The 26,110-nt window shown below is 73.5% G+C and carries 27 protein-coding genes and 1 pseudogene; 16 read left to right on the plus strand and 12 right to left on the minus strand.

All coding sequences use genetic code 11. The features are described from left to right. Entirely contained in the window at positions 1-2,244 is a 2,244-nt protein-coding gene (locus tag CS0771_RS04030) for a hypothetical protein (RefSeq protein WP_212839824.1), read from the minus strand. A gap of 272 nt (positions 2,245-2,516) precedes the next feature. Here CS0771_RS04030 and CS0771_RS04035 point away from each other — a divergent pair, with 272 nt between their 5' ends. The 6 genes from CS0771_RS04035 to CS0771_RS04065 all read left to right on the plus strand — a co-directional run bounded on the left by CS0771_RS04035 (position 2,517) and on the right by CS0771_RS04065 (position 8,326). After that, positions 2,517-3,170, plus strand: coding sequence for a TetR/AcrR family transcriptional regulator (locus CS0771_RS04035; protein WP_212839825.1), 654 nt, complete (start codon positions 2,517-2,519; stop codon positions 3,168-3,170). Between the two features lie 85 nt (positions 3,171-3,255). After that, positions 3,256-3,483 (plus strand): DUF3107 domain-containing protein, encoded by a 228-nt coding sequence (locus CS0771_RS04040; RefSeq protein ID WP_203741842.1) that lies wholly within the window; start codon positions 3,256-3,258, stop codon positions 3,481-3,483. Between the two features lie 71 nt (positions 3,484-3,554). Next, positions 3,555-4,211, plus strand: coding sequence for a ferritin-like fold-containing protein (locus tag CS0771_RS04045; protein ID WP_244870587.1), 657 nt, complete (start codon positions 3,555-3,557; stop codon positions 4,209-4,211). 298 nt (positions 4,212-4,509) lie between these two features. After that, entirely contained in the window at positions 4,510-6,231 is a 1,722-nt protein-coding gene (locus tag CS0771_RS04050) for a DEAD/DEAH box helicase (RefSeq protein WP_244870588.1), read from the plus strand. A 108-nt stretch (positions 6,232-6,339) separates the two neighbouring features. Further along, on the plus strand, positions 6,340-7,278 hold the full coding sequence (locus CS0771_RS04055; protein ID WP_244870589.1) for a biliverdin-producing heme oxygenase: 939 nt from the start codon (positions 6,340-6,342) through the stop codon (positions 7,276-7,278). Positions 7,279-7,303: 25 nt separating this feature from the next. Further along, the gene (locus CS0771_RS04065) at positions 7,304-8,326 is read left to right on the plus strand and encodes a hypothetical protein (protein WP_212839827.1); all 1,023 of its coding nucleotides are present in this window, start codon (positions 7,304-7,306) and stop codon (positions 8,324-8,326) included. A 136-nt stretch (positions 8,327-8,462) separates the two neighbouring features. On the opposite strand, the gene CS0771_RS04070 is transcribed toward CS0771_RS04065, so the two are convergent. Both CS0771_RS04070 and CS0771_RS04075 read right to left on the minus strand, forming a co-directional pair. Further along, positions 8,463-9,599: an SAM-dependent methyltransferase gene (locus CS0771_RS04070; protein WP_212839828.1), complete on the minus strand. Its 1,137-nt coding sequence runs from the start codon at positions 9,597-9,599 to the stop codon at positions 8,463-8,465. Between the two features lie 33 nt (positions 9,600-9,632). Further along, a complete protein-coding gene (locus CS0771_RS04075) occupies positions 9,633-10,076 on the minus strand; it encodes a DUF4190 domain-containing protein (RefSeq protein ID WP_212839829.1) in 444 nt (147 codons plus the stop codon). Between the two features lie 89 nt (positions 10,077-10,165). On the opposite strand from CS0771_RS04075, the gene CS0771_RS04080 reads away from it, so the two are divergent. Continuing rightward, complete coding sequence (locus CS0771_RS04080; RefSeq protein WP_212839830.1) at positions 10,166-10,933, plus strand: SDR family NAD(P)-dependent oxidoreductase; 768 nt, start codon at positions 10,166-10,168, stop codon at positions 10,931-10,933. A gap of 147 nt (positions 10,934-11,080) precedes the next feature. Here the strand turns inward: CS0771_RS04080 and CS0771_RS04085 are convergent, their stop codons facing one another. Continuing rightward, on the minus strand, positions 11,081-11,806 hold the full coding sequence (locus CS0771_RS04085) for an HAD family hydrolase (RefSeq protein WP_244870590.1): 726 nt from the start codon (positions 11,804-11,806) through the stop codon (positions 11,081-11,083). A gap of 129 nt (positions 11,807-11,935) precedes the next feature. On the opposite strand from CS0771_RS04085, the gene CS0771_RS04090 reads away from it, so the two are divergent. The 5 genes from CS0771_RS04090 to CS0771_RS04110 all read left to right on the plus strand — a co-directional run bounded on the left by CS0771_RS04090 (position 11,936) and on the right by CS0771_RS04110 (position 16,547). Continuing rightward, entirely contained in the window at positions 11,936-12,871 is a 936-nt protein-coding gene (locus CS0771_RS04090) for a DMT family transporter (protein ID WP_212839831.1), read from the plus strand. A gap of 68 nt (positions 12,872-12,939) precedes the next feature. Beyond that, positions 12,940-13,416 (plus strand): hypothetical protein, encoded by a 477-nt coding sequence (locus tag CS0771_RS04095; RefSeq protein WP_212839832.1) that lies wholly within the window; start codon positions 12,940-12,942, stop codon positions 13,414-13,416. 39 nt (positions 13,417-13,455) lie between these two features. Beyond that, positions 13,456-14,706, plus strand: coding sequence for a magnesium transporter MgtE N-terminal domain-containing protein (locus CS0771_RS04100; protein WP_212839833.1), 1,251 nt, complete (start codon positions 13,456-13,458; stop codon positions 14,704-14,706). 25 nt (positions 14,707-14,731) lie between these two features. Next, positions 14,732-15,274, plus strand: coding sequence for a DUF1003 domain-containing protein (locus tag CS0771_RS04105; protein ID WP_212839834.1), 543 nt, complete (start codon positions 14,732-14,734; stop codon positions 15,272-15,274). A gap of 130 nt (positions 15,275-15,404) precedes the next feature. Beyond that, positions 15,405-16,547, plus strand: coding sequence for an Mrp/NBP35 family ATP-binding protein (locus CS0771_RS04110; RefSeq protein WP_212839835.1), 1,143 nt, complete (start codon positions 15,405-15,407; stop codon positions 16,545-16,547). A 191-nt stretch (positions 16,548-16,738) separates the two neighbouring features. On the opposite strand, the gene CS0771_RS04115 is transcribed toward CS0771_RS04110, so the two are convergent. Beyond that, positions 16,739-17,158: a hypothetical protein gene (locus CS0771_RS04115; RefSeq protein WP_212839836.1), complete on the minus strand. Its 420-nt coding sequence runs from the start codon at positions 17,156-17,158 to the stop codon at positions 16,739-16,741. Between the two features lie 65 nt (positions 17,159-17,223). After that, on the minus strand, positions 17,224-18,495 hold the full coding sequence (locus CS0771_RS04120; RefSeq protein WP_212839837.1) for a trypsin-like peptidase domain-containing protein: 1,272 nt from the start codon (positions 18,493-18,495) through the stop codon (positions 17,224-17,226). Positions 18,496-18,576: 81 nt separating this feature from the next. Here CS0771_RS04120 and CS0771_RS04125 point away from each other — a divergent pair, with 81 nt between their 5' ends. Then, positions 18,577-19,191 carry an O-methyltransferase gene (locus CS0771_RS04125; protein WP_212839838.1) on the plus strand — a complete coding sequence of 205 codons (615 nt, stop codon included), beginning with the start codon at positions 18,577-18,579 and terminating at the stop codon, positions 19,189-19,191. Between the two features lie 210 nt (positions 19,192-19,401). Here CS0771_RS04125 and CS0771_RS04130 read toward each other — a convergent pair whose 3' ends face one another. Both CS0771_RS04130 and CS0771_RS04135 read right to left on the minus strand, forming a co-directional pair. Beyond that, positions 19,402-20,853, minus strand: coding sequence for a M17 family metallopeptidase (locus CS0771_RS04130; protein ID WP_212839839.1), 1,452 nt, complete (start codon positions 20,851-20,853; stop codon positions 19,402-19,404). A 340-nt stretch (positions 20,854-21,193) separates the two neighbouring features. Further along, positions 21,194-21,361 (minus strand): DUF3117 domain-containing protein, encoded by a 168-nt coding sequence (locus CS0771_RS04135; protein WP_120317235.1) that lies wholly within the window; start codon positions 21,359-21,361, stop codon positions 21,194-21,196. A 287-nt stretch (positions 21,362-21,648) separates the two neighbouring features. Here CS0771_RS04135 and CS0771_RS04140 point away from each other — a divergent pair, with 287 nt between their 5' ends. Both CS0771_RS04140 and CS0771_RS04145 read left to right on the plus strand, forming a co-directional pair. After that, a complete protein-coding gene (locus tag CS0771_RS04140) occupies positions 21,649-22,440 on the plus strand; it encodes a PaaX family transcriptional regulator C-terminal domain-containing protein (protein ID WP_212839840.1) in 792 nt (263 codons plus the stop codon). After that, a complete protein-coding gene (locus tag CS0771_RS04145; RefSeq protein WP_212839841.1) occupies positions 22,440-23,225 on the plus strand; it encodes an enoyl-CoA hydratase-related protein in 786 nt (261 codons plus the stop codon). Before CS0771_RS04140 ends, CS0771_RS04145 begins: the two co-directional genes overlap by 1 nt. Positions 23,226-23,249: 24 nt before the next feature. On the opposite strand, the pseudogene CS0771_RS04150 reads toward CS0771_RS04145, so the two are convergent. Together CS0771_RS04150 and CS0771_RS04155 are read right to left on the minus strand one after the other, a co-directional pair. After that, positions 23,250-23,447, minus strand: a pseudogene (locus tag CS0771_RS04150) (hypothetical protein); the annotation flags it as partial. Positions 23,448-23,462: 15 nt separating this feature from the next. Beyond that, a complete protein-coding gene (locus CS0771_RS04155) occupies positions 23,463-24,044 on the minus strand; it encodes a DNA-3-methyladenine glycosylase I (protein WP_212839843.1) in 582 nt (193 codons plus the stop codon). Positions 24,045-24,086: 42 nt separating this feature from the next. Here CS0771_RS04155 and CS0771_RS04160 point away from each other — a divergent pair, with 42 nt between their 5' ends. Next, entirely contained in the window at positions 24,087-24,938 is an 852-nt protein-coding gene (locus CS0771_RS04160) for a sterol desaturase family protein (protein ID WP_212839844.1), read from the plus strand. 95 nt (positions 24,939-25,033) lie between these two features. Here the strand turns inward: CS0771_RS04160 and CS0771_RS04165 are convergent, their stop codons facing one another. Both CS0771_RS04165 and CS0771_RS04170 read right to left on the minus strand, forming a co-directional pair. Then, positions 25,034-25,510, minus strand: coding sequence for an SRPBCC family protein (locus tag CS0771_RS04165; RefSeq protein WP_212839845.1), 477 nt, complete (start codon positions 25,508-25,510; stop codon positions 25,034-25,036). After that, positions 25,507-26,064: a DivIVA domain-containing protein gene (locus tag CS0771_RS04170; protein ID WP_212839846.1), complete on the minus strand. Its 558-nt coding sequence runs from the start codon at positions 26,062-26,064 to the stop codon at positions 25,507-25,509. The genes CS0771_RS04165 and CS0771_RS04170 overlap by 4 nt, the downstream gene beginning before the upstream one ends. Between the last annotated feature and the right edge of the window lie 46 nt (positions 26,065-26,110).

A 26,110-nucleotide genomic window follows, 5' to 3' on the forward strand; every position in this document is an offset into this window, starting at 1 on the left:
CTACGGAAGTAACGCCGCTAGCCGCCTGTTCACCGCGCTGAGAGTCGCCCGCACCACAGCCCGGCGGGGATCGCCGGCCACGAGCGCGGACCCGGCGAGCTGCTCCACCCAACCGCCGCAGACCAGCAACACCACCACGACGGCGACCTCGCAGCTGCCCATCGGCACGATGGTGGCCTGCTCGACGAAGCAGCGGCCGGACTCGCCGGTGGTGGTGCCCTCGCGCAGCAGATCGTCGATGGCCACGGCGGTGGCCGCGGCGCACAGCCGCAGCACGTACGCGTCGACCGCGGGCCCGCTGGCCACCCCGACGGCCTGCCGGTCGCCGGTGTTCAGCCGCACCTCCACCGTGGCGTCGAGCCCGAACGTGCTGGTCTGCACGTGCTCGATGATCGCCCGGGGGCCCTGGTCGCGTTCGGTCGGCAGCGGCGGCGGCGACGCGGCGGCGGGCAGCTCCGGCTCGGTGTTCACCGAGCGCAGCGCCGCGACCCGGTCCCGCAGCTCGCCCGGCCCGCGCAGCTCACCCGGGGCGCGCCGGGGCACGTTGACCGGGTGGCGGCGGCGCGGCTCCCGCGGCAGCGTGTCGGACAGCGGATCGGGTTGCAGGCCGGGCGGCGGCGCGGCGCCCGCGCCGGAGCGCGGGGCGGGCAGGGTCGCGGTGGGCGGGGGCCCGTCGGACGCGGGGGCGGGCTTCGGCACGGCCGGTCCGGCCGGCGCGGCGTCGATGCCCATCTGCTCCTGCAGCATGCGGGCCACCATCCGGCTGATCGCCGCCGGGTCGGCCCCCTCCGCGAGGTCGAGCCGCAGGTGATGAGCGCCGGTGGGGGTGGTGCGCAGCGCCGCGTCGCGTACGCCGGCCACGCCGCGCACGGCGCGCAGCACCGCGTCGACGTCGAACCCGTCGGGCCGCTCGTCGGTCTCGTCGTCGTCGTTGCGGCGCAGGTGCGAGGCGATGCGGTCGAGCTGCGGCGTGGCCGCGACGGTCGACTCCGCCTCCGCGACCGGGTGGATGGTCGGCGGCACGTCCGGCACGGCGGGCACCCGCTGCGGCAGGTGCTCGGCACCGGCCTCGGCCGGGGTGTCGCCCCGCTCGGCCGCGGCCGGCACGTGCTCGGCCGCCCGTTCCGCGGCGGGGGTGCCGCTCTGCGGGTGCGGGATGCGGGCCTGGTGCGGCGGGGGCGGGGCGGGCGGGATGTACGGCCGCGGCTGCGCCACGAACGAGGGCTGCCCCGGGAACGACGCCGAGGGCGCGCCCTCGGGGCGCGGTGCGGGCTCCTGGCGCCCGGAGCCGCCGGACGCCTGCGCGACCTCCTGCCCGGCCCGGCCGCCGCGTACGGCGTCGGCGACCTGGCGGCCGATCTGCTCGGGCCCGGACGGGCGCCGCCCGCCGCCGTCAGCCGGCTCACCGGGCCGCGCGGCCTCCGGGTGGTCCAGCACAGGACGGGCGAACTCGTGGGTGGCGTCCGGCGCCCGTCCCGGCCCGTCGTGCTCCGGAGCGCGCGCGGCGGGCGCCCGATCGGCCGGGCCCGGCTGCGTACGGTCCGGCGGCGCGGGCTGGCGCGAGGGGCGCACGGGCAGCGGCGGCTCGGCGAACGCCATGCCGAACCGCGCACCGAGCGAGAGCTGGTCGTCCGCCTCCGGCGCGGCCGCGGCGGGCGGCTCCTCGCGTTCCCTGGTCAACGGCATGGACATGCGGGCCTCCTGGACCGGCGGCACGGCACGGGTGGCGGCGGCGGCCGCGGCGGCCAGCGGCGCGTCGGCCGCGGGCAGCGCGGGCACCGGCCCGGTCAGCTCGGCGGGCAGCGAGGGCCGCAGGCCGGGCGGCGGCACCGGGTAGCCGCCCGTGGGCACGGTCAGCGCCGGGTTGGCGCCCGTGGGCAGCGGCGGCATGACGGGGATCGGGACCACCTCCGGCGGGGCGACCGGCTCCGGGTGGAACGGGGTGAAGACCGGCGGGGCGGGGTCGGCGGACAGGCGGGGCGAGCCGTGGCTGGGGGTGGGCTCGTCGAGCGCCGCGTGCCGGGCGAACTCGGCCGAGCTCTGCGCCAGCTCGTCCGCGTACGGGTCCTCGCCGGGAGAGGAGGGCTCCGGCAGGGGACGCTGGTCGGCGTACTGGCGGTGCTGGCCGTTCACGGCGGGTGGGGCGGCCTCGGGTGAGCGCAGCAGGGTCGCGGTCAGCGGGTCGGCGCCGGACAGCGCCTCGATGCCGCGGCGGTCGGCCACCTGGGCGTGCCAGGGGGTCAACGGCTCGAATCCCGGTTCGAGCGCGGCACCGGCACTCGACCACCCTCCCGTACGCTCGTCGGCCCATCCTCCGGGCTTACGCCCGTTCGCCGTCGAACCGTTACCTGGTTCGTCGGGTCCCGTCGTACTGTCGGTCTGCCCTGTTACGTCCACCGTGCGCTCCTCCGTCGCCCACGCTGAGGCTACCGTGAACGGCGAATGACGATAAGTTGCAACGACGGGCCAGTTTGCAAGATCCGTCGAAGGATCCGTCCGCAGGGTGAGGAGATTCCATGACCGCGGCCACCAGTGGCGCCAACCCGAACGGCTCCACAGCCACGGGCCGGCCGACCCGGCTGCCCCGGTCGGCACGACGCAAGCAGCTGCTCGCCGCGGCTCAGGACGTCTTCGTCGCCCAGGGCTACCACTCCGCCGCGATGGACGACATCGCCGAGCGCGCCGGGGTGTCCAAACCGGTCCTCTACCAGCACTTCCCCGGCAAACTCGAGCTCTATCTCGCGCTGCTCGACACGCACTGCGACGCGTTCGCCGAGCGCATCCGGTCGGCGATGGCGGCGACCACGGACAACAAGGAACGTGTCCGCGGGGCGATGCGCGCCTACTTCGACTTCGTCTCCCACGAGAGCGAGGCCTACCGCCTGGTCTTCGAGTCCGACCTGCGCAACGACCCGGCGGTCGCCGAGCGGGTGGACCGGATGGAGCGCCTGTCCGTCGAGGCGATAACCGAGACCATCATGGCCGACACCGGCGTCAGCCGCGCCCGCGCCGAGGTCCTCGCGGCGGGCCTGTGCGGCGCCGCCCAGGTCTCCGCCCGCTGGTGGCTGGCCGGGGGCCGGATCGTGGCCCAGGACGAGGCCGAGCAGCTCATCACCACCCTCTCCTGGCGCGGCATCAGCAGTTTCCCCCTCACCGGCACCGAGCACTGACGCAAGATCGATGAGAGCGGCCGGGCCGCCACGCCATCGTCCAGCCCGGACGGCGGTAGGCTCGGGGACGAGCCGAGGAGGTTGTGTGGAGGTCAAGATCGGTGTGCAGTTCGCCCCCCGCGAGTTGGTGGTGGACAGCGCGCAGACGCCCGCCGAGGTCGAGCAACTGGTCGCCGACGCGCTCGCGTCGAAGTCCCAGGTGCTGACCCTGGTCGACGAGAAGGGCCGCCGGGTCGTCGTACCGGCGGACAAGATCGCTTATGTGGAGATCGCGGAAGCCTCGACGCGCAGCGTGGGCTTCACCGCCCGCTGAGGCACTTCCTTTGACGGACGGCACGGCGCGCGCGCCGTGCCGTCCGTGCGTCCGGCCGGTATCCTGCGCACGTGTCCGCTGACCCGGGTGTGATCGATCTTCTGGGCATGCTCGCCTACGGCGAGCTGCTGGCCTTCGACCGGATGGCGGCCGACGCGCGCCTCGCCCCGGACCTGTCCCGCCAGGCAGCGCTGGCCGAGATGGCGGCGGCGGAGATGGGCAACTACCGGCGGCTGGCGGACCGCCTGGGCGAGCTGGGCGCCGAGCCCGAGGAGGCGATGCGCCCCTTCGTCGCGGCGCTGCGCAGCTTCCACGACAACACCGAGCCGGGCGACTGGCTGGAGGCGCTGACCAAGGCGTACGTCGGCGAGGGCATCTCGGACGACTTCTTCCGGGAGGTGGCCCGGGTGCTGCCGCCGGGCAGCCTGGCCGACGCCGACCGGGCGCTGGTGCTGGACGTGCTGCACGACGACGGCTACGCGGGCTTCGCGGCGGCCGAGATCAAGGCGGCGATCGCGGCGGACCCGAAGGTCGCCAACCGGCTGTCGATGTGGGCACGCCGGCTCACCGGCGAAGCGCTGTCGCAGGCGCAGCAGGTGGCGCTGGAGCGCACGCCGCTCACCGCGCTGGTGCTGTCGGGCATCGACGGCGGCTCGCTGGAGGAGCTTTTCGGGCGGTTGACGGCCGCGCACACGGCCCGGATGAGCGCGGTGGGCCTCAATAACTGACCGATTTGCGTGGCATATCCCACTAACAGCCGGGAATTCGCCACACACCTGGTGACCAGACGGCCACTACGCCGTACGATGGACCACGTTGACATGGGCCCGATGCCCATGTCGTCGCGTGTGCGGCGCCGCGATCCCCCGGATCGCGAACCGCGACGGGGAACTGATCCGCTGTCGCGCCGCGCCCCGCGCCGAGACTACATATACGCCCTTCGATGAAACTGGGCGTACCGACATCCGCAGGGCAACCCCCAGGGTCCGCCGTATGCGGATCACTGAGAGGGCACCCCAGAACTCCATGACGGAAATCAAGAACACTCCTACCCTCGCGCCGACCTTCGCCGAGCTGGGCGTCCGCCCGGAGACCGTGGCCTCGCTGGCCGCGATGGGCATCGAGCGCGCGTTCGCGATCCAGGAGTACGCGCTGCCGATCGCGCTGCGCGGCGGCGACATGATCGGCCAGGCGCCCACCGGCACCGGCAAGACCTTCGGCTTCGGCATCCCGCTGATCGACCGCGCGGTCGCCCCGGGCGAGGGCGACACCGGCGGCCAGCCGCAGGCGCTCGTCGTCGTGCCGACCCGCGAGCTGGGCCTGCAGGTCGCCAAGGACCTCGCCGGCGCCGGGAAGTCCCGCGGCGTGCGGGTGCTCGCGCTGTACGGCGGCGTCGCCTACGAGCCGCAGGTCGAGGCGCTCAAGGCGGGCGTCGAGATCCTGGTCAGCACGCCCGGCCGGCTGCTGGACCTGTGCAAGCAGAAGCACCTCAAGCTGGACAAGGTCAAGGCGCTCGTGCTCGACGAGGCCGACCGCATGCTCGACCTGGGCTTCCTCGACGACGTCGAGAAGATCCTGAAGATGCTGCCCGAAGAGCGGCAGACCATGCTGTTCTCGGCGACCATGCCCGACCCGATCGTGACGCTGTCGCGCCGCTTCCTGCGTACGCCGGTGACGGTGCACGCCGGGCACACCACCGAGCCGGGCGTCAGCCCGCAGACCAAGCAGGTCGTCTACCGCACGCACCAGCTCAACAAGCTGGAGCTGCTGGCCCGCATCCTGCAGGCGAACGGCCGCGGCCTGACCATGATCTTCACCCGGACCAAGCGCAACGCCGACCGGGTCAGCGAGGACCTCGACTTCCGCGGGTTCGCCGCGGCGGCGGTCCACGGCGACCTCGGCCAGGGCGCCCGGGAGCGGGCGCTGCGCGCCTTCCGGGCCGGCAAGATCGACGTGCTGGTCGCCACCGACGTGGCCGCGCGCGGCCTGGACGTCTCCGGCGTCACCCACGTCATCAACTACGACTGCCCGGACGACGCGGAGACCTACGTGCACCGCATCGGCCGCACCGGCCGCGCCGGGGCCACCGGTGTCGCGGCGACCTTCGTCGACTGGGAGGACATGCCCCGCTGGCGGATCGTCGACAAGACGCTCGGCCTGGAGCTGACCGGCCCCGACGGGCCGCCGGAGACGTACCACACCTCGCCGTGGGTCTACACCGACCTGGACATCCCGACCGACGTCAGCGGCACCCTGCCCAGCGCCCAGCGCTCCCGGGCGGGCCTGTCCGCAGAGGTCGAGGAGGACCTGGGCGGCCGCTCGCGCGGCAGCCGCGGCAGCAAGCGCGGGCCGGTCGCGGAGGCGCCGCCCCGCGAGCGCGCACCGCGCCGCCGCCGTCGCCTCACCGGCGACGAGGAGCCGGCCGAGCAGGGCGAGACCGGCGCCGCCGAGACGAGTGCGGCCGGCTCGGACGAGAGCACGAGTGAGGGGCGCGGTCGCCGCCGTCGCCGCCGGGGTGGCGCGTCCGCGGTCGCGGCCGTGACGCACGAGAGCGGCGCACCGGCCGTGCAGTTCTCCGACGGCTCGCTCACGGCGCAGTTCTCCGGTAGCGCGGACGGACCGGCGGAGCCCGCCGAGGCCGCCGAGGCGGGCGCGTCCCGTTCCCGTTCGCGCCGCCGCCGTCGCCGTTCGGGCGGCCGGGCCGAGGGCGGGGCCGAAGGAGCCCTGGAGACCTCGGTCGAAGGCTGACGAAAGCACCCGAAGGGGCGTCCCGCGCTGTGGAAACACAGCATGGGGCGCCCCTTTCCCAACTAAAGTTTGAGGTTAGGGTGCCCTTACTCGCGTACGGTGCTGCGCATGAGTGAGCCCTTCTCCGCCCGCCTGCGCGCCGCGACCTGGACCGACCACAGTTCGGCCGAGCAGACGACGTTCCTCGACGACCTCACCCGGGGCCGACTCACCGTCGCCGCCCACGCCGCGCTGACCGCCCAGCACTACCTGATCTACGAGGTGCTGGAGGAGGCCGCCGCGCACTGGAGCGGGGACCCGGTCGCCGGAGGCTTCCACACCGAGGCGCTCACCCGGCTGCCCGCGCTCGCCGCGGACCTCGCCTTCCTGCTCGGCCCGGCCTGGCGCGACTCGCTCACGCCCACCCCCGCCACCGCCGAGTACGCCGCCCGCCTGCGCGAGATCGCGTTCACCTGGCCGGCCGGCTACGTGGCCCACCACTACAACCGCTACCTGGGCGACCTGTCCGGCGGGCAGTACGTGGCCCGCGCCCTCGCCCGCGCGTACGGGCTCACCCTCGGCGGCGACGGCCTGCGCTTCTACGCCTTCGACGGCGTCGCCGACCTCGACGGGTTCAAGAACGCGTACCGCGCCCGGCTGGACGCCGCGCCGTGGGACGCGGCCGAGCAGGTCCGGGTCATCGACGAGGTGAAGCTCGCCTACCGGCTCAACACCGACGTGCTGGCCGACCTGGGCAGGCTGCACCCGAACCCGTTCCCGCCCGAGGTCGTCGCCCAGATCATGAAGCACATGAACGACGACCACGCCGGCGACTCGCTGCTGATCTGCCGCGCCGCGCTGCCCGAGGGCACCCGCCCGGCGGCGACCGCGGCGGCCATGTCCGGCATGGACAATCAGGCGATCGAGTTCCGGGCCGTGATCGACGGCGTGGAGACGGCGATCCGGGTGCCGTGGTCACACCGGCTCACCGAGCGCGCCCAGGTCCGCGTCGAGGTCACCCGGCTCTACCGGGAGGCGTGCGCGCTGCTCGGGGTGCCTTCCCGCTGAGCCCGTACGTGGAACACTGACCCGTGTGAAGACGGCGCACGAGGTGCTCATCGCGCTCGCCGGGCGGTACTCCTTTGCCGACGTGGCCGCCCTGGCCGCGCAGGGCGCGGGCGGCCTCACCCCGGCGCGGGTGGCCCACGTGCAGCGGCTGTGCGCCTTCGGGCAGCGCCTGATGGACCTCGATGCCGAGGACTTCGGCGAGCGCAACGCCGCGTACGAGGCCAACACCGAGCACGCCGTCGCCGATCGGGTGCCGGGCGACAGCGTGCCCGAGGAGCTGCGTGAGCGGGCGCTGGCCTGCCGGATGCCGCAGGCTCCCCGCGAGGCGCACCGCGGCGCGCTGGGCAGCATGCGCCCGGCGTTCCGGCTGCTGCTGGAGGTGCTCGCCGCGCGCTTCCGGCGCGGAGAGACCAACGCGGTGGTCGCGGTGGTGCACATCGCCAGCGAGTACGGCCCGCTGCTGGTCTGGGAGCGGGTGCTCGGGCACGCGGCCGACCCGGTGCGGCTGCCCGCGGCGGTCGGCGGCGACGGCAGCGCCTGGGGCGACTTCGAGGACCGCGAGTGCCCCCACACCAAGCCGGAGAAGTCGGCCGCCCGCCGCGCGCTGACCGTGGCCCACGAGAACAACGCCGGCTGGCGGGCCTACCTGGACCGCCAGCACTCCAACACCGCGCAGGCGCTGTCCGTGTGCGCGACGTCCTGCCTCCGCCGCTGCAGCGTCTACAGCCGCCTCGACCCCCGCCGCGCCGAGCAGATCACCCACGGCTGCCGCCTGGCCGCCACCCTCACCGACTCGGCCGTGGTCCGCCTGCGCCACAGCGCCCCCGTCGGCCACGGCTTCGGTGTCCCCTCCCGCCGCGAACTCCTCGACGCCTGGTCCCGCACCCGAGCCTCCCTGGCCAAACAGGAACCCGCCATCGCCACCGACGACGGCTTCCCCCTCCCCGGCTTCCCCACCCTGGTCTCCACCCTCGCCGGCACCCCCCTCCCCCAGGACACGTTGCTCGCCGACACCGCCACCGCCCTAACCCACGCCCTCACCCCCTAACCCCACCGCCCCCCTCTACCGCGCCGATCTTGCGCGGACTGTGGGTGCGACACGCCCAAATCGGGCATATGGGCAACACTTCGCGCAAGATCGACGTGATCTTGGCGGGCGACGGGGTCAGGGGCTGGCGGGGTGGTCAGCTGGGGAGGAGGGTGGCGAGGTGGGGGGTGATGCGCCACTCGGCGAGGAGGGCGGCCAGTTCGGCGCGCTCCTCCGCGGCGGGTGTGCGGCCGGTACGCCGGGCGCGGATCATCGCGTTGCGCGGGGTGTGCGCGGAGTCGATGAACTCGACGACCTCGACGGCGTAGCCGTGCTCGCGGAGCAGCGCCGCGCGCACCGTGTCGGTGAGCACGTCGGCGAAGCGCTCACGCAGGATGCCGTACGCGGTGAGCAGGCCCGCCGGCCCGGTGGGCGGCTGGCGGCGCAGCTGGCGGGACAGGTCCTTGTGGCAGCACGGCGCGGCCAGGATCCACTGCGCGTCCCACGCCAGGGCCCGGGCCAGCGCGTCGTCGGTGGCGGTGTCGCAGGCGTGCAGCGCGAGCACCACGTCCGCGGCTGGCACCGGCGCGTCGGCGATGGTCCCGGCCACGAACGTCACGTGCTCGGCCCAGCCGAGCCGCTCGGCCAGCGCCGTGTTGCGCTCGCGCTGGTCGGCCCGCACGTCCACGCCGATGAGGCGTACGTCCACACCCCGGCCGGACAGGTACCGGTACGCCGCGAAGGTCAGGTACGCGTTGCCGCAGCCCAGGTCGACCACGTGCAGCGGGCTGGGCAGCTGCGCCGGGTCGGGCAGCGTCGCGTCCAGCGCGCGCAGGAACGCGTCGACCTGGCGGCGCTTGGCCGCGTCCCCGCCGATCACGGCGTACAGCGGGTCGCCCGGGTCGATCAGGTGCTCCTTGGCCCGGTCGTGCCCGGTGTCGGCGGCCGGGGCCGCCCCCGCCGAGCGGTGCAGCACCGCGCCCTTCTTCGTCGCCTGCAGCCGCAGCGTGCCGCGCCCGGTCTCCACCACCCAGCTGCCGAAGGGCTCGTCCAGCAGCTCGTCGACCCGGCTCGCCAGCTCGGCGCCGGGCGCCAGGTTGACCGTGGTGGGCCGCTGCCCGTCCTCGGTGACCAGTTGCACCCGCTGCCCCGCCTTGAGGGTGACCGGGCGCAGCGTGGCGCTGACCAGCGACGGGGTCCCGCCCCGGCGCTGCCCGCCCGCGGTCGCCCGGACCAGGTCGGGTGCCAGCAGGAGTTCGCGTACCTCGGCGAGGGCTTCAGGAAGTGCGGCCATACGTCAAGGATGCGTGATCGCCCGCGCGGGCCGTCAGAAGGTGTCCGCCGGGACCGCCGTCGGCGGCGCGTCCATGCTGTGCAGCACCAGCGCCACGATGACGACGAGCCACATCAGGGCCAGGCCGGTGGACACCCAGCCGATGATGATGCCGGCCAGCGCCATGCCGTCGCCCTCCTCGCCCGTGGTCCGGATGCGGCGCCGGGTGACATGGCCCATGATCGCCCCGACCGGCCCGAGCACGATCGTGGGCAGGCCGTACATGCAGATCGAGGCCAGGGCCAGCAGCGAGGTGACCATGGCCGCGATGGCCATGCCGTTGGTACGCCGCCCGATCGCGTACGGGTGCACCGCGTAGACCTGCTGCGGATAGCCGTACGGCGCGTACGCCGGGTGCATGCCGGGCGGGGGTGCCGCCTGGTACGGGTTCGGCGCGGGGGCGGCCACGCCGGGCGGCGGCGCGGAGGGGTCGGTCATCGCTGCTCCGTCCACGTCTGGGAGTGACGCTCAGCGTAAGCGGCGGCCCCCTACTGGCGTCAGCCCGGACAAACCGGCAGGATCGAGCCATGAACGAGCGGATGGATCTCTTCCGGCTGGACGGCCGGGTCGCACTCGTCACCGGTGCGGGCAGCCCCCATGGCATCGGCTTCGCCACCGCTCGCCAGCTGGCCGCCCTCGGCGCGAAGGTCGCCGTGGTCTCCACCACCCGGCGCATCCATGAGCGCGCGGGCGAGCTGGGCGTGCTCGGCTTCGTGGCGGACCTCACGCTGGAGGCGGAGGTAGGCGCCCTGGCGGACGCGGTCACCGAGCAGCTCGGCGACGTCGACATCCTGGTCAACAACGCCGGCCTGACCAGCCGGGCCAGCGTGGAGGTGATCCGGCCGGTCGCGCAGCTCACCTTCGAGGAGTGGCACGCCGAGATCGACCGCAACCTCACCACCGCGTTCCTGTGCAGCCGGGCGTTCCTCGGCGGCATGTCCGAGCGCGGCTGGGGCCGCATCGTGAACCTGTCGGCCACGGCCGGCCCGGTGAACGCGCTGCCCGCCGAGGCCGGCTACGCCGCCGCCAAGGCGGGTGTGCTGGGCCTGACCCGGGCGCTGGCGATGGAGCTGGTGGCCGACGGCATCACCGTCAACGCGGTCGCCCCCGGCACCATCCACACCTCGGCCTCCACCCTCGCCGAGCTGAAGCAGGGCTACGACACCCCGATGGGCCGCCCCGGCACCCCGGACGAGGTCGCCGCCACCATCGCCTTCCTCTGCTCCCCCGCCGCGGGTTACATCACCGGCCAGATGCTCGTCATCGACGGCGGCCAGTCCATCCGCCAGGGCTGAAAGGAAGGGCACCTTCGTCGGCTCGCGTCAGCGAGACGAGCAGCAGCTCGGCACGCTATGCGTTGTAGAAGGTGCCCTTCTTGACACCTCGCAGGTCAGGGGCGCCTTAACGCTTCGCGGGTCAGTGGCGCCGAGCCGTCTCGCGGGTCAGACGGCGACCGCCTGGGCGGCCGTGGCCAGCACTGCCGCCTCGGCCAGGCTCGCCGCCGTCTCGCCCGTGAAGGCGTCGTCGCTCGCGTACTGCAGATGCTCGGCGAGATCCGGCGCGGCCAGCCGGATCGCCCGCATGCCGAGCGCCTGCGCGCCGGTCAGCTCCCGCGAGCCGCCGTCCCCGACGAACACGGACTCAGCCGGCTCGACCCCGAGCCGCTCGCACGCGGTGAGGTACATCCGGGGGTGCGGCTTGCTCTGCCCCACGTGCACCGAGTACACCTTCACGTCGATCAGGTGGTCGATGGGCAGCGCCCGCATGATCTCGGGCAGCTCCCAGGCGCAGTCGCTGACGACCGCGAGGCGCACCCCGGTCCGGCGCAGCGCCCAGAGCACGGGCACGGCCTCCGGCCGCAGGCGGGTGTCGGCGCGAACGGCCGTCAGCCGGGCCGCCTGGGCCGCCCGCAGCCGCCCCGGCGTGACGCGTACACCCAGCTCATCGGCCACCCAGCGCATGGTCTCCAGCGCGTCGCCGTAAGTCCCCCGGCACCGGGGGTAGAACGAGGTCTCCAGCACTGCGAAGTACTCGGCGGGGTCGCAGCCCAGCAGCCGGGGCACTCTCGCGTGCGCGGGCCCACGAGTGCAGGCCGAGGTCAGCGTGCCGTAGAAATCGAAGAGGATCGCGCGCGGCACGGCGCAGGATAACGAGGGTTCTGAATCCATTCGCGGAAGGGTAATCAGGCGATCACGTGAAGTACATAGGATGATCGCGTTCAGTACGTGCCTGATTCCAAGGCGTAGATGTCGATCTGCCGACGCCGCCCTGAGCTGCACCTGGCAGGATCGGGCCTCATGCGCCCCCGGCTCGACTCGCTCACCATCGCCGCCGTCACCGTGGCGATCATCGCCGTCTCGTCCTCCGGGGCCCTCATCGCGTACGCCGCCGCGCCGGCGCTGGCCATCGCGTTCTGGCGCAACGCCCTCGCCGTGGGCGTGCTCGCCCCGGTCACCCTCACCCGCCGCCGCGGCGAGCTGCTCGGCCTGCGCGAGGGCCATGCCTGGCGGTGGAGCGTGCTGGCCGGCGTGGCGCTCGCCGCGCACTTCGCCACCTGGGTGCCCAGCGTCAAGATGACCACCGTGGCGACCGCGACCGCGCTGGTGGCCACCCAGCCGATCTGGGCCGGGCTCATCGCGCTCGGCCAGGGCCGCCGCCTCGGCCGCTGGACCTGGCTGGGCATCGGCACCGCGGTGGTGGGCGCCGCGATCGCCACCGGGGCCGACTTCACCCGTGGGGGTACGGCGGTGGCCGGTGACCTGCTCGCGGTGGCCGGAGGACTGCTCGCGGCGGTGTACACGGCGCTCGGCGAGAAGGCGCGGGAGCGGACGACCACGACGACGTACACGACGGTCTGCTACTCGGTGTGCGCCGTGGTCCTGCTCGGGGTCTGCCTGCTGTTCGGCGTACGGCTCACCGGCTTCGACGACCAGACCTGGCTGGCCATCATCGCGCTGACGGCGGGCGCGCAGCTGCTCGGGCACTCGATGTTCAACTACGCGCTGCACAAGATCTCGGCGACCACGATCAGCGTGCTGATCCTGCTGGAGGTGCCCGGCGCGGCCCTGCTCGGCTGGGCCTGGCTGGACCAGGTCCCGCCCACGGCCGCCTGGCCCGGCATCGCCCTGCTCACCGGCGGCGTCGCCCTGGTCATCCTCGACGCCCGCCGCCCCGCCGCCCTGCCCACCCCCGATCCGGTGGACGTCGACCTGCCCGTGCCCGGCAAGCGTTAGGAAGGGCACCTTCTACTACGGAAAACGATAAGAAGGTGCCCTTCCTTTCGTGGGGGAGAATGGGCGGCATGACGTATCCGTTGGTGGAGGAGGCCGCGAAGAAGGCGGCGGTCGCGTGGGTGTCGGTCGGCGGGCCGGCGTACGCGGTCTGGTGCCTGCCGCTGGAGGGCCGGCTGCACGTGGTGGTCGGGCCCGGGGAGCAGGAGCTGCCGGGTCTCGCCGAGGCGGAGCGGGCCACGGTGACGCTGCGCGGGGATCACGGCGGGGCGGTGGTCACCTACCCGGCGACCGTCGAGCGGGTCGAGCCGGGTGGCGAGCGGTGGGAGGCGGTCGCGGTGCCCATGGCGGGCAAGCGGCTCAACGCCCCCGGCACCGCCGAGGCGCTGGCCGAGCGCTGGGCCCGGGAGTGTGTGCTGGTCGCGCTGTCGCCCGCGGGTGAGCCGGAGCCGCGCGGCGACGCGTCCGGCAGCGCCGAGCCGCGCCCGACCCCGGCCGCCAACGCGACCCGCAAGCCGTTCCGGCTGCACCGGGTACGCCGCCGGTAACACCCCACCGGGCCGGATAAATACGCATACCATGCCAATATGGCCACGCTGACCAGGGTCTTCGTCGCCCGGCTCGCGGGGCTGCCCGTCTTCGACCCGAACGGCGACCAGGTGGGCCGGGTCCGCGACGCCGTGGCCCGGCTGCGCTCCGACGGCCCGCCCGCGGTGGTCGGCCTGATGGCCGAGATGCCGATGCGGCGGCAGATCTTCCTGCCCATCGGCCGGGTCACCTCGATCGACGCCGACAGCGTCGTGCTCGGCTCGGGCACCATCAACCTGCGCCGCTTCCAGAAGGGCCCGGCCGAGCTGCTCGTGCTGGCCGACCTGCTGGACCGGCGGATCACCACCCCCAACGGCACCCCGGCCGCCGTGGTCGACGTGGCCATGGAGTCCGACCGCGCCGGGCAGTGGAACCTGGGCCGGGTCGCGGTACGGGACATCGCCAGCCGCCTCGGACGGCGCGGCCAGCTGCACCAGTTCGAGTGGGACGAGCTGACCGGGCTCGTCGACTCGGCCGCCGTACAGGGCACCGCGTCGCTGCTCACCGTGCTGGAGAAGATGCGCCCGGCCGACCTGGCCAGCGCCCTGCAGGAGCTGCCCGACCAGCGGCGGCACGCGGTCGCCGCGGCGCTGGACGACGAGCGCCTCGCCGACGTGCTGGAGGAGCTGCCCGAGCACGACCAGGTCGACATCCTGGCCCGGCTGGACCGCGAGCGCGCCGCCGACGTGCTGGAGGAGATGGACGCCGACGACGCCGCGGACCTGCTGGCCGAGCTGCCGCCCAGCGAGCGGGCGCTGCTGCTGGACCTGATGGAGCCGGAGGAGTCCGCGCCGGTCCGCGCCCTGATGCACTACCGGCCCAACACCGCCGGCGCGCTGATGACCAGCGAGCCGGTGATCCTCACCCCCGACGCCACCGTCGCCGACGCGCTGGCCCGCATCCGGGAGAAGCACCTGTCCCCCGCGCTGGCCGCGCAGGTCTTCGTATGCCGCGCGCCGATCGACACGCCGACCGGCCGCTACCTGGGCGTGGTGCACTTCCAGCGGCTGCTGCGCGAACCGCCCGGCGATTTGCTCGGCGGCGTGCTGGAGCGTGACATCCAGCCGCTGCCGCCCAGCCTGCCGCTCGCCGAGATCACCCGGCGGATGGCGACGTACAACCTGGTCGCGATCGCGGTGGTGGACTCCAACGACCGGCTGGTCGGCGCGGTGACCGTGGACGACGTGCTCGACCACCTGCTGCCGCGCGACTGGCGGGAGCGCAGCCCGGGCCCGGAAACGGCGTCATGAGCCGCGCCGGGCGGGAGGCGGGCCGGTGAGCGACCGTCTCGACCAGCCCCGGGAGCCCCGCGCGGTGCGCCTGCCGCAGTGGAACCCGGAGGCGTTCGGCGCCTTCGCGGAGAAGTTCGCCCGGTTCATGGGCACCGCGAAGTTCATCGTCTACATGACGATCTTCGTGATCGTCTGGATCCTGCTCAACCTGATCGGCGTGTTCGGGATGAAGTGGGACCCGTACCCGTTCATCCTGCTCAACCTGTTCTTCAGCACCCAGGCGTCGTACGCCGCGCCGCTGATCCTGCTCGCCCAGAACCGCCAGGCCGACCGGGACCGGCTGACCCTGGACGAAGACCGCCGCCGCGCCCAGGCGCAGAAGGCCGATACCGAGTATCTGGCGCGGGAGATCGCCTCGCTGCGGATGGCCCTCAACGAGGTTGCCACCCGCGACTACATCCGCTCCGAGCTGGCCAAGCTCGCCGAGGAGCTGGACGACGCGGCCGAGCGCCGCCACCAGCAGGAGAAGGCCGCGCGCAAGGAGGCGAAGGCGGACAGGAAAAGCCGCGCGTCGCAAGGGGCATGACGCGCGGCTTCAACTCCTTCGATGGTCCCACGATCGGGCGAGCACGGGCAATGGGTCGCGAGAATGTTGCGCGTACCACCCGCCGCACGCATTGCCCGATCATGATCTGTGCCGCGGGTAGCATGGCCCCATGTCCACCGCTGTGCACGCCGACGAGCAGGCCGTTCTCGCCGCACTCGCCTCCGTCAACGACCCGGAGATCAAGCGACCCATCACCGAACTCGGCATGGTCGAGTCGGTGAAGGTCGACGCGGGCGTGGCCCACGTCCGCATCCTGCTGACCGTCGCCGGCTGCCCGCTCAAGGACACCCTGCGCACCGACATCACCGCCGCCGCGACCACGGTCGACGGCATCACCGCCGTCGAGATCGACTTCGGCGTGATGAGCCCCGACCAGCGCCAGGACCTGCAGAAGAAGCTGCGCGGCGGCGCCGCGGCCGAGCCCGTGATCCCGTTCGCGCAGCCCGGCAGCCGCACCCGCGTGTACGCCGTCGCCTCCGGCAAGGGCGGCGTCGGCAAGTCCAGCGTCACCGTCAACCTGGCCGCCGCGCTGGCCGCCCGGGGCCTGTCCGTCGGCGTGGTCGACGCCGACATCTACGGCCACTCGGTGCCCCGCATGCTCGGCGTCGAGGGCCGCCCCACCCAGGTCGAGGACATGATCATGCCGCCGCAGGCGCACGGCGTGAAGGTCATCTCGATCGGCATGTTCACCAGCGGCAACGCCGCGGTGGTGTGGCGCGGGCCGATGCTGCACCGCGCGCTGCAGCAGTTCCTCGCCGACGTGTACTGGGGCGACCTGGACGTGCTGCTGCTCGACCTGCCGCCGGGCACCGGCGACATCGCCATCTCGCTGGCCCAGCTGCTGCCCACCGCCGAGATCCTGGTGGTCACCACGCCGCAGGCCGCGGCCGCCGAGGTCGCCGAGCGGGCCGGCGCGATCGCCCTGCAGACCCACCAGCGCCTGGTCGGCGTCGTGGAGAACATGTCCTGGCTCCAGCTGCCCGACGGCAGCCGGATGGAGGTCTTCGGCGCGGGCGGCGGGCAGACCGTCGCGGACTCGCTGACCCGCCTCACCGGCGCGTCGGTCCCGCTGCTCGGCCAGATCCCGCTGGACACCGGCGTACGCGAGGCCGGCGACGAGGGCACCCCCGTGGTGCTCGGCGCCCCCGACTCCCCCGCCGGCAGCGCCCTCAACGCGGTCGCCGACCGCCTGGCCGTCCGCCGCGAATCCCTGGTCGGCCGCTCCCTCGGCCTCTCCCCCGCCAAGCGCTGACCGTGCGCCACCATGGCCCGCGCCTCCCTCCCGGAGGCCGGGCCATGATCGTCCCCGGGGCCCCGGCCATGATCGTCCGACTTGCCTGGCACCCGGGCGTATCTTGGGCACGCTTTCGCCCACCTGCCTGGCAAGTTGGATGATCTAGCGCGCCGGGGCGGCGTGACCGCGCCGGGGCGGCGGGGTGCGGGTCAGGTGGCGTCGTCGAAGCGGGCGGCGGACGGGGCCGGGGACGCGGTGGACGACGTCGCGCCGCCGGGGGTGGCGGCCATGGCGTTGACGTTGGCCTTGGCGTCGGCGCCGAGCTTGTTCACCGTGTTCAGCTCCCCCTTGAGGTCGTCGTAGAGGCCGGTCAGCGGCTTGCGCAGGGCCGCCTCGTCCTCCTCGCTGAGCAGGTGCTTGCGTACGAACGCCTTGGGGTTGAGGTCTTCCAGCTTGATGTCGGTGCCCAGCTCGCGGCTCAGGTCGCCGGTGGCATTGGTGGCCATGGCGCGCAGGTTGCGCAGCATCCGCATGCCGTCGCTGATCACCTTGGGCAGCCGCTCTCCGAAGATCAACAGTGCGAGCAGCAGGAGCGCGATGAACTCCCAGCTGTTCAGATTCTCAAACACCGCTGCCTCCCGAGGTGTGCCCGACGTCGCAAGGGTACGTGCGGCACCGCCGGACAGGCCACCCCTCAGTCGGCGTCAGCGACGAGTGTCACGGACGCGTTATGGCTGGTAGGACCGCGTTTGTAGGCCACCTGGACCACCTCACCCGGTGCAGTTTTCCGCACAAGTGCGATGAGGTCCGTGGGCTCGCTGAGCGGCCGTCCGCCGAAGCTCGTCACCACGTCACCCTGGCGCAGGCCCGCCTCGGCCGCCGGCCCGGCGGCCACCACCTCGCCCAGCCGCACCCCGCCCGCGGGCCCGCGGAACGCCTCCTCGACCTCCGCGCCGATCACGGTACGGTGCGCCCGGCCGTCCGAGATGATCTCATCGGCGACGCGCCGGGCGTGGTTGATCGGGATCGCGAAGGCCAGGCCGATGTTGCCCGCCGACTCCTCGCTGCCGCCCATCGACTTGATGACGGCGTTGATCCCGACGACCTGCCCCGCGGCGTCCACGAGCGGCCCGCCGGAGTTGCCGTGGTTGACCGCCGCGTCGGTCTGGATCGCGGCGTAGTACCTGTTCCCGCCGTCGTCGGTGTTGGTGGCGATGGGCCGGTCCAGGGCGCTGACGATGCCCGCGGTGACCGTGCCGCGCAGCGCCAGCGGCGAGCCGACCGCGACGACCGGGTCGCCGACCACGACCGCGTCGGAGTCGCCGAGCAGCGCCGGGCGTACGCCCTTGCGCTGCACCTGCAGCACCGCCACGTCCGACTCCGGGTCGGCGCCGATCACCTTCGCGGGCGAGCTGGTGCCGTCGTCGAATATGACGCTCGCCACTCCGGACCCGCCGGACACGACGTGGTCGTTGGTGATGATGTGCCCCTCGGCGCTGGCCACGAAGCCCGAGCCGAGCGACACGCTGCCCTCCACCGGGACCCGGATGGTGACCACGCTGGGCAGCACCATCCTGGCCACGGCGGCCAGCGAATCGGGGGCGCGCTGCGGGGTCGCGGCGGCCTGGCCGAGAACGGAGGGGGCGACGGCCCGGTCGTCGCTGAAGCGCACCCCCATCGCCCCGCCGAGGACCCCGGCCAGTACGCCCGCGAGGACGGCCACTCCGGCGACTGTCCACAACGTACGACGTCGGGTAGGGTCGGGCTCGGCCAACGGCTCCGGCACGGGTGCGGACACGCGCTCGGCGGGTGGCACGAGCGCCACCGGCGAGTGCGGATCGCGCCACGGATCGTTGAGCGCATCGGACCACCAAAACGACGCCGGCGGTGCGACGGCCGGCGGCGTCTGCTGCGTCGCCGTCCAGTCGTCGTCATCCGGCCGGCGATAACCCCAGCCGTCGGTCACTGACCTGCCCTCCGTCCGTTCCCCGGCTTCAGGATGGCACGGTTTCAACGTGAGAATTCACTGTTCACGGAAGGTGCATCAATGACGACGCTGCATCGGCAGGCCGGCAGCGCGGGCGACTTCGTCGCGACGTTCGTCCCCGAGGATGTGATCGCGCAAACCGCGCGCGGACTGGCCGTCGAGGTGGGCCTGCACCCCGTCGCGCCGTCGGCCGGCGCGGCCCTGCGCATGCTGGCCGCCGCCTGCGGGGCGAAGGCGGTCGTCGAGATCGGCACGGGCACCGGGGTCAGCGGGCTGTGGCTGCTGCGCGGCATGCGCCCCGACGGCGTGCTCACCACGATCGACCTGGAGGCCGAGCACCAGCGCATGGCCCGGCGGCTGTTCGTCGAGGCCGGTTTCTCCAGCTCGCGGGCCCGGGTGATCACCGGGCGGGCGCTGGAGGTGCTGCCCCGGCTGGCCGACGGGGCGTACGACCTGATCTTCGTCGACGCCGATGCGACCGAGTACGCCGCGTTCGTCGACGCCGCCGCGCGGCTGCTGCGGCCCGGCGGCCTGGTGGTGCTGCACGGCGTGCTGACCAGCGGGCGCGATGTGTTCACGGTGCGCGAGCTGGCGCAGAGCGTGCGCGACAGCGAGCTGTGGCAGCCCGCGGTGCTGCCCCTGGGCGAGGGCCTCCTGGCCGCCGTCCGGGTCTGAGCCGCTCCCGCCGCTGCGGCCTGCGGCCTGCGGCCTGATGATCGCTGTTTCGTGTCGAGAAATGCGGTCTGAGCAGAGGTTTTGACACGAAACCGCGATCATGGCGAGATCGCCAACCCCCGACCCGCCGAATCCGGCGCCACCGCCCCGGCGGACGTTAAGAAGGGCACCTTCCTCTACGGAAAACGATAAGAAGGTGCCCTTCCTTCGTCAGAGGGTGGTGAGCCAGCGGGTGAGGGTACGCACGCCCCAGCCGGTGGCGCCCTTGGCCAGCTCGGCGTCGGGGGCGGCGGACCAGGCCGGCGAGGACATGTCGATGTGGATCCAGCGGTCCCGCCGGTCGCCGGCGAACTCGCGCAGGTAGAGCGCGGCGGTGATGGTGCCGGGGTTGCCGGCCGCGTTGTCCAGGTCGGCGAGGTCCGACTTGACGTCGGCGGCGTACTCGTCGGCCAGCGGCAGGCGCCACACCTGCTCGCCCGCGTCCGCTGCGGCCGCGCTGAGCGCCGCGACCAGCTCGTCGTCGGCGCCGAACAGGGCGGCGGTCTTCTTGCCCAGCGCGATGCGGGACGCCCCGGTCAGCGTGGCGAGGTCGACGAGCAGGTCCGGGGAGAGGTTCTTGACCGCGTACGCCATCGCGTCGCCGAGCACGACCCGGCCCTCGGCGTCGGTGCTGCGCACCTCGGAGGTGAGGCCGCCGTAGTGGGTGACGACGTCGCCCTGCCGCCAGGACGAGCCGGAGACCATGTTCTCGGCCAGCGGGGCCAGCGCGGTGACCTTGACCGGCAGCTTCAGCTCGGCGACGGCGAGCAGGGTGCCGACGACCGCGGCCGCGCCGCCCATGTCCTTGCGCATCAGCTGCATCGCCTCGGTGGGCTTGATGTCGATGCCGCCGGTGTCGTACGTGATGCCCTTGCCGACCAGCACCACGTGCCGGGTCGCGCCCTCCGGCGCCCAGGTCAGCTCCAGCAGGCGCGGCTCGTTGACGGAGCCGCCGCCGACGGCGAGGATGCCGCCGAAGCCCTCGGCCGCCAGCTGCGCCTGTTCGCGCACGGTCACCGTGACGCCGTCCCCGGCCCGCTCGCGCACCTGGCGTACGAACCATTCGGGCGTCTTGACCACCGACGGGGTGTTGGTGAGGTCGCGGGCGAAGCGGGTGTGGCCGGCCACGATGCGCGCGGCGGCCAGCGCCGCCTCCCGCTCGGGCCTGGCGTCCAGCGCCACCACGACCTCGGCCAGCTTCGGCGCGGCCTCGGCCTTCTCCTCGGTCAGGGCGAACCGGTAGGACGCGAGCCACAGGCCCTCGGCGAGCCCGCGCAGCGCGGCCTCGGACAGGTCGGCGGGCACGGGCACGGTCAGCGCCGGCTCCTTGGCGGCGGCACGCGCCAGCGCCGCGCCGGCCGCGCGCCAGCCCGCCTCGTCGCCCGCACCGACGCCCACGAGCAGCACCTTCGCCGGCTCGCGCAGCGGGCGGGGCAGCGTCTGGACCGTGCCGGGCGCGCCCTTGTGCTCGGTGGCGGCAAGGTACGCCTCGACCTCGGCGCGGATCTCGGCGGGCAGCACGGCCAGCGGCGTGCCCAGCGGGCTGTCGCCCTCGGCGGCGCCCACCGGGCACGCGACGGTTCCGGCCGCGCTCGCCGCGCCGTCCAGACGAATCGAGATCATTACCTGCCCCTTCACAGCCTGTACCGAGGGCGTTCACACCGCCGACCGCCTGACCCTATCGCGCCGCCCCCGGCGCCGGCCGCGACGGAGGCAGGTGTGCGCGCCCCGTCCCGCGGGGGTTCGCCGTGGCCGCGGCGGAATCGGGACGGGGATGGTTCCCGCTGGTCAGGAGGGTGTTACTGCGGGGGGTGTGAACGGCGAGGCGTCCGCGCCGGGCGAGGACGCCGTGCCGGGGAGGGGTGGGTCGGGTTCGGCCGGGTGGGGCCAGTGGAACGCCTGGCGGCCGTCGCGGAGACGGGCCGCCGGCGGGCGCACCACCGGCGCCGGCCGGTCCCGTTTGTCAGCCGACGGCCAGCTTGAGCGCCTCGCCAAGGGCAGTGGCCTCGTCTGGTGTCATCTCCACCACAAGCCGCCCGCCGCCTTCCAGCGGCACGCGCATGACGATTCCCCGGCCCTCTTTCGTGACCTCCAGCGGACCGTCGCCCGTCCGCGGCTTCATCGCCGCCATGTGTGTCTCCCCTCAGACTTGCCAGTTCTGCACCCGGGATGGAATGCAAGACTCGGCGGGTCTCCCCGCCTGCTCGACCGCCGAAACATCGCGGGGCCGCGTTTCCACGGCCGGTCACGACGCGTCACCGGTGTACGCCTTCCGGCACCCCGCGTGGTTGGGTGGGACCACACGTTCGGGTGCCGACCAATGATTTTCCCTGATGGACTCCGTTAAGCCCAAACCGGGCCGGTCACGTTGTGACATCATCTCGCCAGCGCAGTTCACATCTGTCACAATCACCCCTCATGCAGGCCCGTTCCGCACTATTCGACCTCTACGGCGATCACCTGCGGCAACGCGGCGGCCGGGCCACCATCGCGGCCCTCATCCGGCTGCTCGCGCCGCTCGGCATCGCCGCACCGGCGGTGCGTACGGCGGTGTCCCGCATGGTGCGACAGGGCTGGCTCGCCCCGGTGCGTCTGGAGGCCGGACCCGGCTACCAGCTCACCCCGCGTGCGGTGCGCCGGCTCGACGAGGCCGCCGCGCGCATCTACCGCACCGGTCGCAGCTCCTGGGACGGCCACTTCGACCTGCTGGTGGTCACCCCGCCCGAGGCGCGGGCCGAGCGCGACCGGCTCTCCGCCGACCTGACGTTCCTCGGGTACGGCCGGCTGGAGACCGGGGTGTGGCTCGCCGCCCGCCCCGCCGGTGAGACGGACCAGCTGCTCACCGACGCCGGAGTCCGCTTCGAGCGCTTCTCCGCCGCGCACGTCGGCGGGGAGACGGGCGCCCGGCGGCTGATCATGAGAGCGTGGAACGTGTCCGCGGTCGGTGCCGCGTACGCCGGGTTCGTCGCCCAGCTAAGCCCGGTGGTGAGCGCGGTGACCCGACTGACCGACGACCGCACCGCGTACGCCGCCCGGTGCGCCCTCGTGCACGCCTGGCGGGCGTTCCTCTTCCGCGACCCGCAGCTGCCCGCCTCGCTGCTGCCCCCCGACTGGCCCGGCACCGCCGCGGCCGCGTTCTTCGACCGGCAGGCCGCCCGGCTGCGGCCCGCCGCCGACCGTTTCGTCGATCACTGCCTCAGGGAGAGCTGATGTCCGCACCGCTGCTCGTCGACCGCGCCGAGGGCGTCGTCACCGTCACGATGAACCGTCCCGAGTCGCTGAACTCGCTGGACGTCGCGCTCAAGGAGGCGCTGCGGGAGACCTTCCTGGAGCTGGCCGCCGACGCCGGCTGCCGGGCCGTGGTGCTGACCGGCGCCGGCCGCGCCTTCTGTGTCGGGCAGGACCTGCGCGAGCACGTCGCCGCGCTGGGCGGGGACGCTCCGCTGGACACCGTCGAGAAGCACTACAACCCGCTCGCGCTGGCCCTGGCCGAGCTACCCAAGCCGGTGGTCGCCGCGGTGCGCGGCGCGGCCGCGGGCGCCGGCGCGGGCCTGGCGTTCCTGTCCGACCTGCGCATCGGCGGCCCGTCGACGTCGTACCTGATGGCCTTCGCCCGGGTCGGCCTGGCCGCCGACACCGCCGTCTCGTGGACGCTGCCCCGCATGGTGGGCAGCGCCAAGGCCGCCGAGCTGCTGCTGCTCGCCGAGCCGGTGCCCGCCGCCGAGGCCGCCCGGCTGGGCCTGCTGACCCGGCTGGTCGAGGACGACGAGCAGGTGCTGCCCACCGCGCAGGAGCTGGCCGCCCGCCTCGCGGCCGGGCCCACCGTGGCGTACGGCCAGATCAAACGCGAGCTGCTGCACGGCGCCACCGGCACCCTCGCCGACGCGCTCGACATCGAACTCGCCGCGCAGACCGTCGCCGGCCGCACCGCCGACCACCGCGACAGCACCCACGCCTTCGTCGGCAAGCAGAAGCCCGTCTTCCACGGCGCCTGAGCCCTGTCCCGCAGCCGTCGCGGTTCAGTCCTCTTCGGGGTCCAGGGGCGCGACGCCGTCGGTGACGTACGCGGTCATCCGCAGTTCGTCACCGGCGGGCCAGACGTAGGCGGGCAGCTCGTCCGGGCCCAGCTCGGTGACGTACCGCCAGTATTCCCGGACGGCCTCCTCCGGGGACTCCGCCTCGATCGGCAACGCGACGCTGACCAGCCACTCCCTACGCACCCGTTCATCCCATCACAGGCGTTTCGCGGCGACGTGGCAGCCCGCCAGATGATCGTCGACCATGCCGGTGGCCTGCATCAGCGCGTACGCGGTGGTGGGCCCGACGAAACGCAGGCCGCGCTTCTTCAGGTCCTTGGCCATGGCGGTCGACTCGGCCGTGACGGCGGGCACGTCGGCCCGGGTGGCCGGGCGCGGCCGCCGCGCCGGATCGGGGGCGTACGACCACAGCAGCGCGCTCAGCCCGCCGGGCAGCCCCAGCACCACCCGCGCGTTGTGCAGCGTCGCCTCGATCTTGGAGCGGTTGCGCACGATGCCCGCGTCGGCGAGCAGCCGGTCCACATCGGCGGACCCGAACCCGGCCACGGTCTCGATATGGAACCCGGCGAACGCCGCCCGGAACGCGGGCCGCTTGCGCAGGATCGTGATCCAGGACAGGCCGGACTGGAACGCCTCCAGGCTCACCCGCTCGAACAGGGCGTCGTCGCCGCGCAGCGGCGTGCCCCACTCCTCGTCGTGATACGTCCGGTACTCCGGAGCGCTCGCCGCCCACGCGCAGCGGGCCCTGCCGTCCTCGCCGACGATGAGGTCGTTCACCCTCTTGCCCCCTTACCCGAACGCGAATAGCCTTCGGAACCCATGACGCTCCCGGACTTCCCACCTGTGGTGCTGTACTCGGTGCCGCTGTTCATTCTGCTCATGGTCCTCGAACGGGTGTCCTACTGGTTCCACCCCGACGAGGACGAGATCGGGTACGGGCTGAAGGACAGCGCCACGAGCATCGGCATGGGCCTGGGCAGCCTCGGCTGGGACGTCCTGTGGGGACTGGGCATCGGCCTGGCCAACGCGGCGGTCTTCGAGCTGACCCCGCTGCGCATCCCGTTCGCCTGGTGGGCGCTGCCGCTGTTCCTGATCGCGCAGGACTTCTGCTACTACTGGTCGCACCGCGGCCACCACGTCATCCGCCTGCTGTGGGCCTCGCATGTGGTGCACCACTCGTCCCGGGCGTTCAACCTGTCCACGGCGCTGCGTCAGTCCTGGACCGGCTTCACCGGCTTCATGTTCTACCTGCCGCTGGTCGCGGTCGGCGTCGACCCGCTCATCGTCGGCTTCTGCGGCGGCATCAACCTGCTGTACCAGTTCTGGATCCACACCGAGCGCATCGACCGGATGTGGCGGCCGTTCGAGTTCGTGTTCAACACGCCCTCGCACCACCGCGTGCACCACGCCTCACAGGGCAGCTACCTGGACCGCAACTACGGCGGCATCCTGATCATCTGGGACCGCATGTTCGGCTCGTTCGCCCCGGAGACGGTGCGCCCGGTGTACGGCCTCACCAAGAACATCGAGACCCACAACCCGCTGCGCGTGGCCTACCACGAGTACGCCGCCATCCTCCGCGACCTGCGCCACCGCCGCGTCACCCAGTGGCCCGCCACCCTGCTCCGCGGCCCCGGCTGGTCCCCGGCCGACCCGGAGCGCCCCGCCTAGATCCCTCGACTTGCCAGGCACATGGGCGAAAGGGCGTCGAAGATACGCCCATGTGCCGGGCAAGTCGGACGATCAAGGGCGGGATCCGCGGGGCGTCACGGGAGGCGGCCGGACTCCACCAGGCGGGCGAAGCGCTTCAGGGCCTGCTTCAGGCTGACCTTGGAGCCGGGCCAGAGCAGGGGCCAGGCCATCTTGCCGGCGACCCCGCCGGGCAGGTGGAACCACTCGTGCCAGACCACCTGGGTGCGGTCGCCGCCCATCGGGGTGCAGCGCATGACGCCCGGCCCGCGCAGCACCCGGCCCTGGTGCACGACGCGCACCTCGTACGGCGGGTCCAGCTTGACGACGCGCATCTCGTCGCGCAGCACCGCCGGGCCGGCCACGGTGACCGCCTCGATGACGGTGCCCTCGCCGCCGTCGCCCTCGACCACGCGCACCTTGGTCAGCGGGATCCAGTCGCCCTGCCGCTCCCAGGCGGTGAAGGCGGCGAACACCCGCTCGGCGGGCGCGGCGACGATCACCGTGGCGGTGACCTCTCCCGCGCCCGGGGCCGCTGGGTCGGGCGCCGTCACCGCCGGACCGGCTCGCCGGCCGCCGCCGGGTCGGTGCTGGTGGCCTCGGGGGTGTCCGTGTCGTGCTCGGGCTCGTCCGCGGGCGGCTCGGCCGCATCCGCCTCAGCGGCGGGCCTGATCTCGGCGGGCTCGCCTTCGGTGTCGCCGGCCGCGGCGGGCTCGCCGGCGGGGGCGGCCGTGACGCCGGTGACCTGGCCGAGCGCGCTGGCGCGGGCGCGGGAGAGCGTGTCGGCGTCGTCGAGGCGGCCCTCGCGCAGCGCGGTGACCTCGGCCTCCAGCACCTGGATCAGCTCGCTCTTGTAGCCGATGTCGTACGCCAGCCGGCGCAGCGTCTGGTCGACCTGCGCCATGCGGTAGCCGCGCCAGGTCGGGTCGAAAGTCACCCGGGACACGTCGCCCTCAACGAGCGGGCGGTCGGCGGGCAACGGTGTGGCCCGTTCGTCCGGCTCGGCCGGCGCCAGGCCCGGGTCACCCCCGGTGACCAGCGTCATCACCCCGAACACCACGGCGCCCACGGTGAGCGCGACGACGATCAGCAACAGCACGTTGTCCACGCCCCCGATCGTGGCACGAGTGGCGCTTTAGCGCGACCCTGCCACC

This window comes from Catellatospora sp. IY07-71 (genome assembly GCF_018326265.1).
GTDB lineage: Bacteria > Actinomycetota > Actinomycetes > Mycobacteriales > Micromonosporaceae > Catellatospora.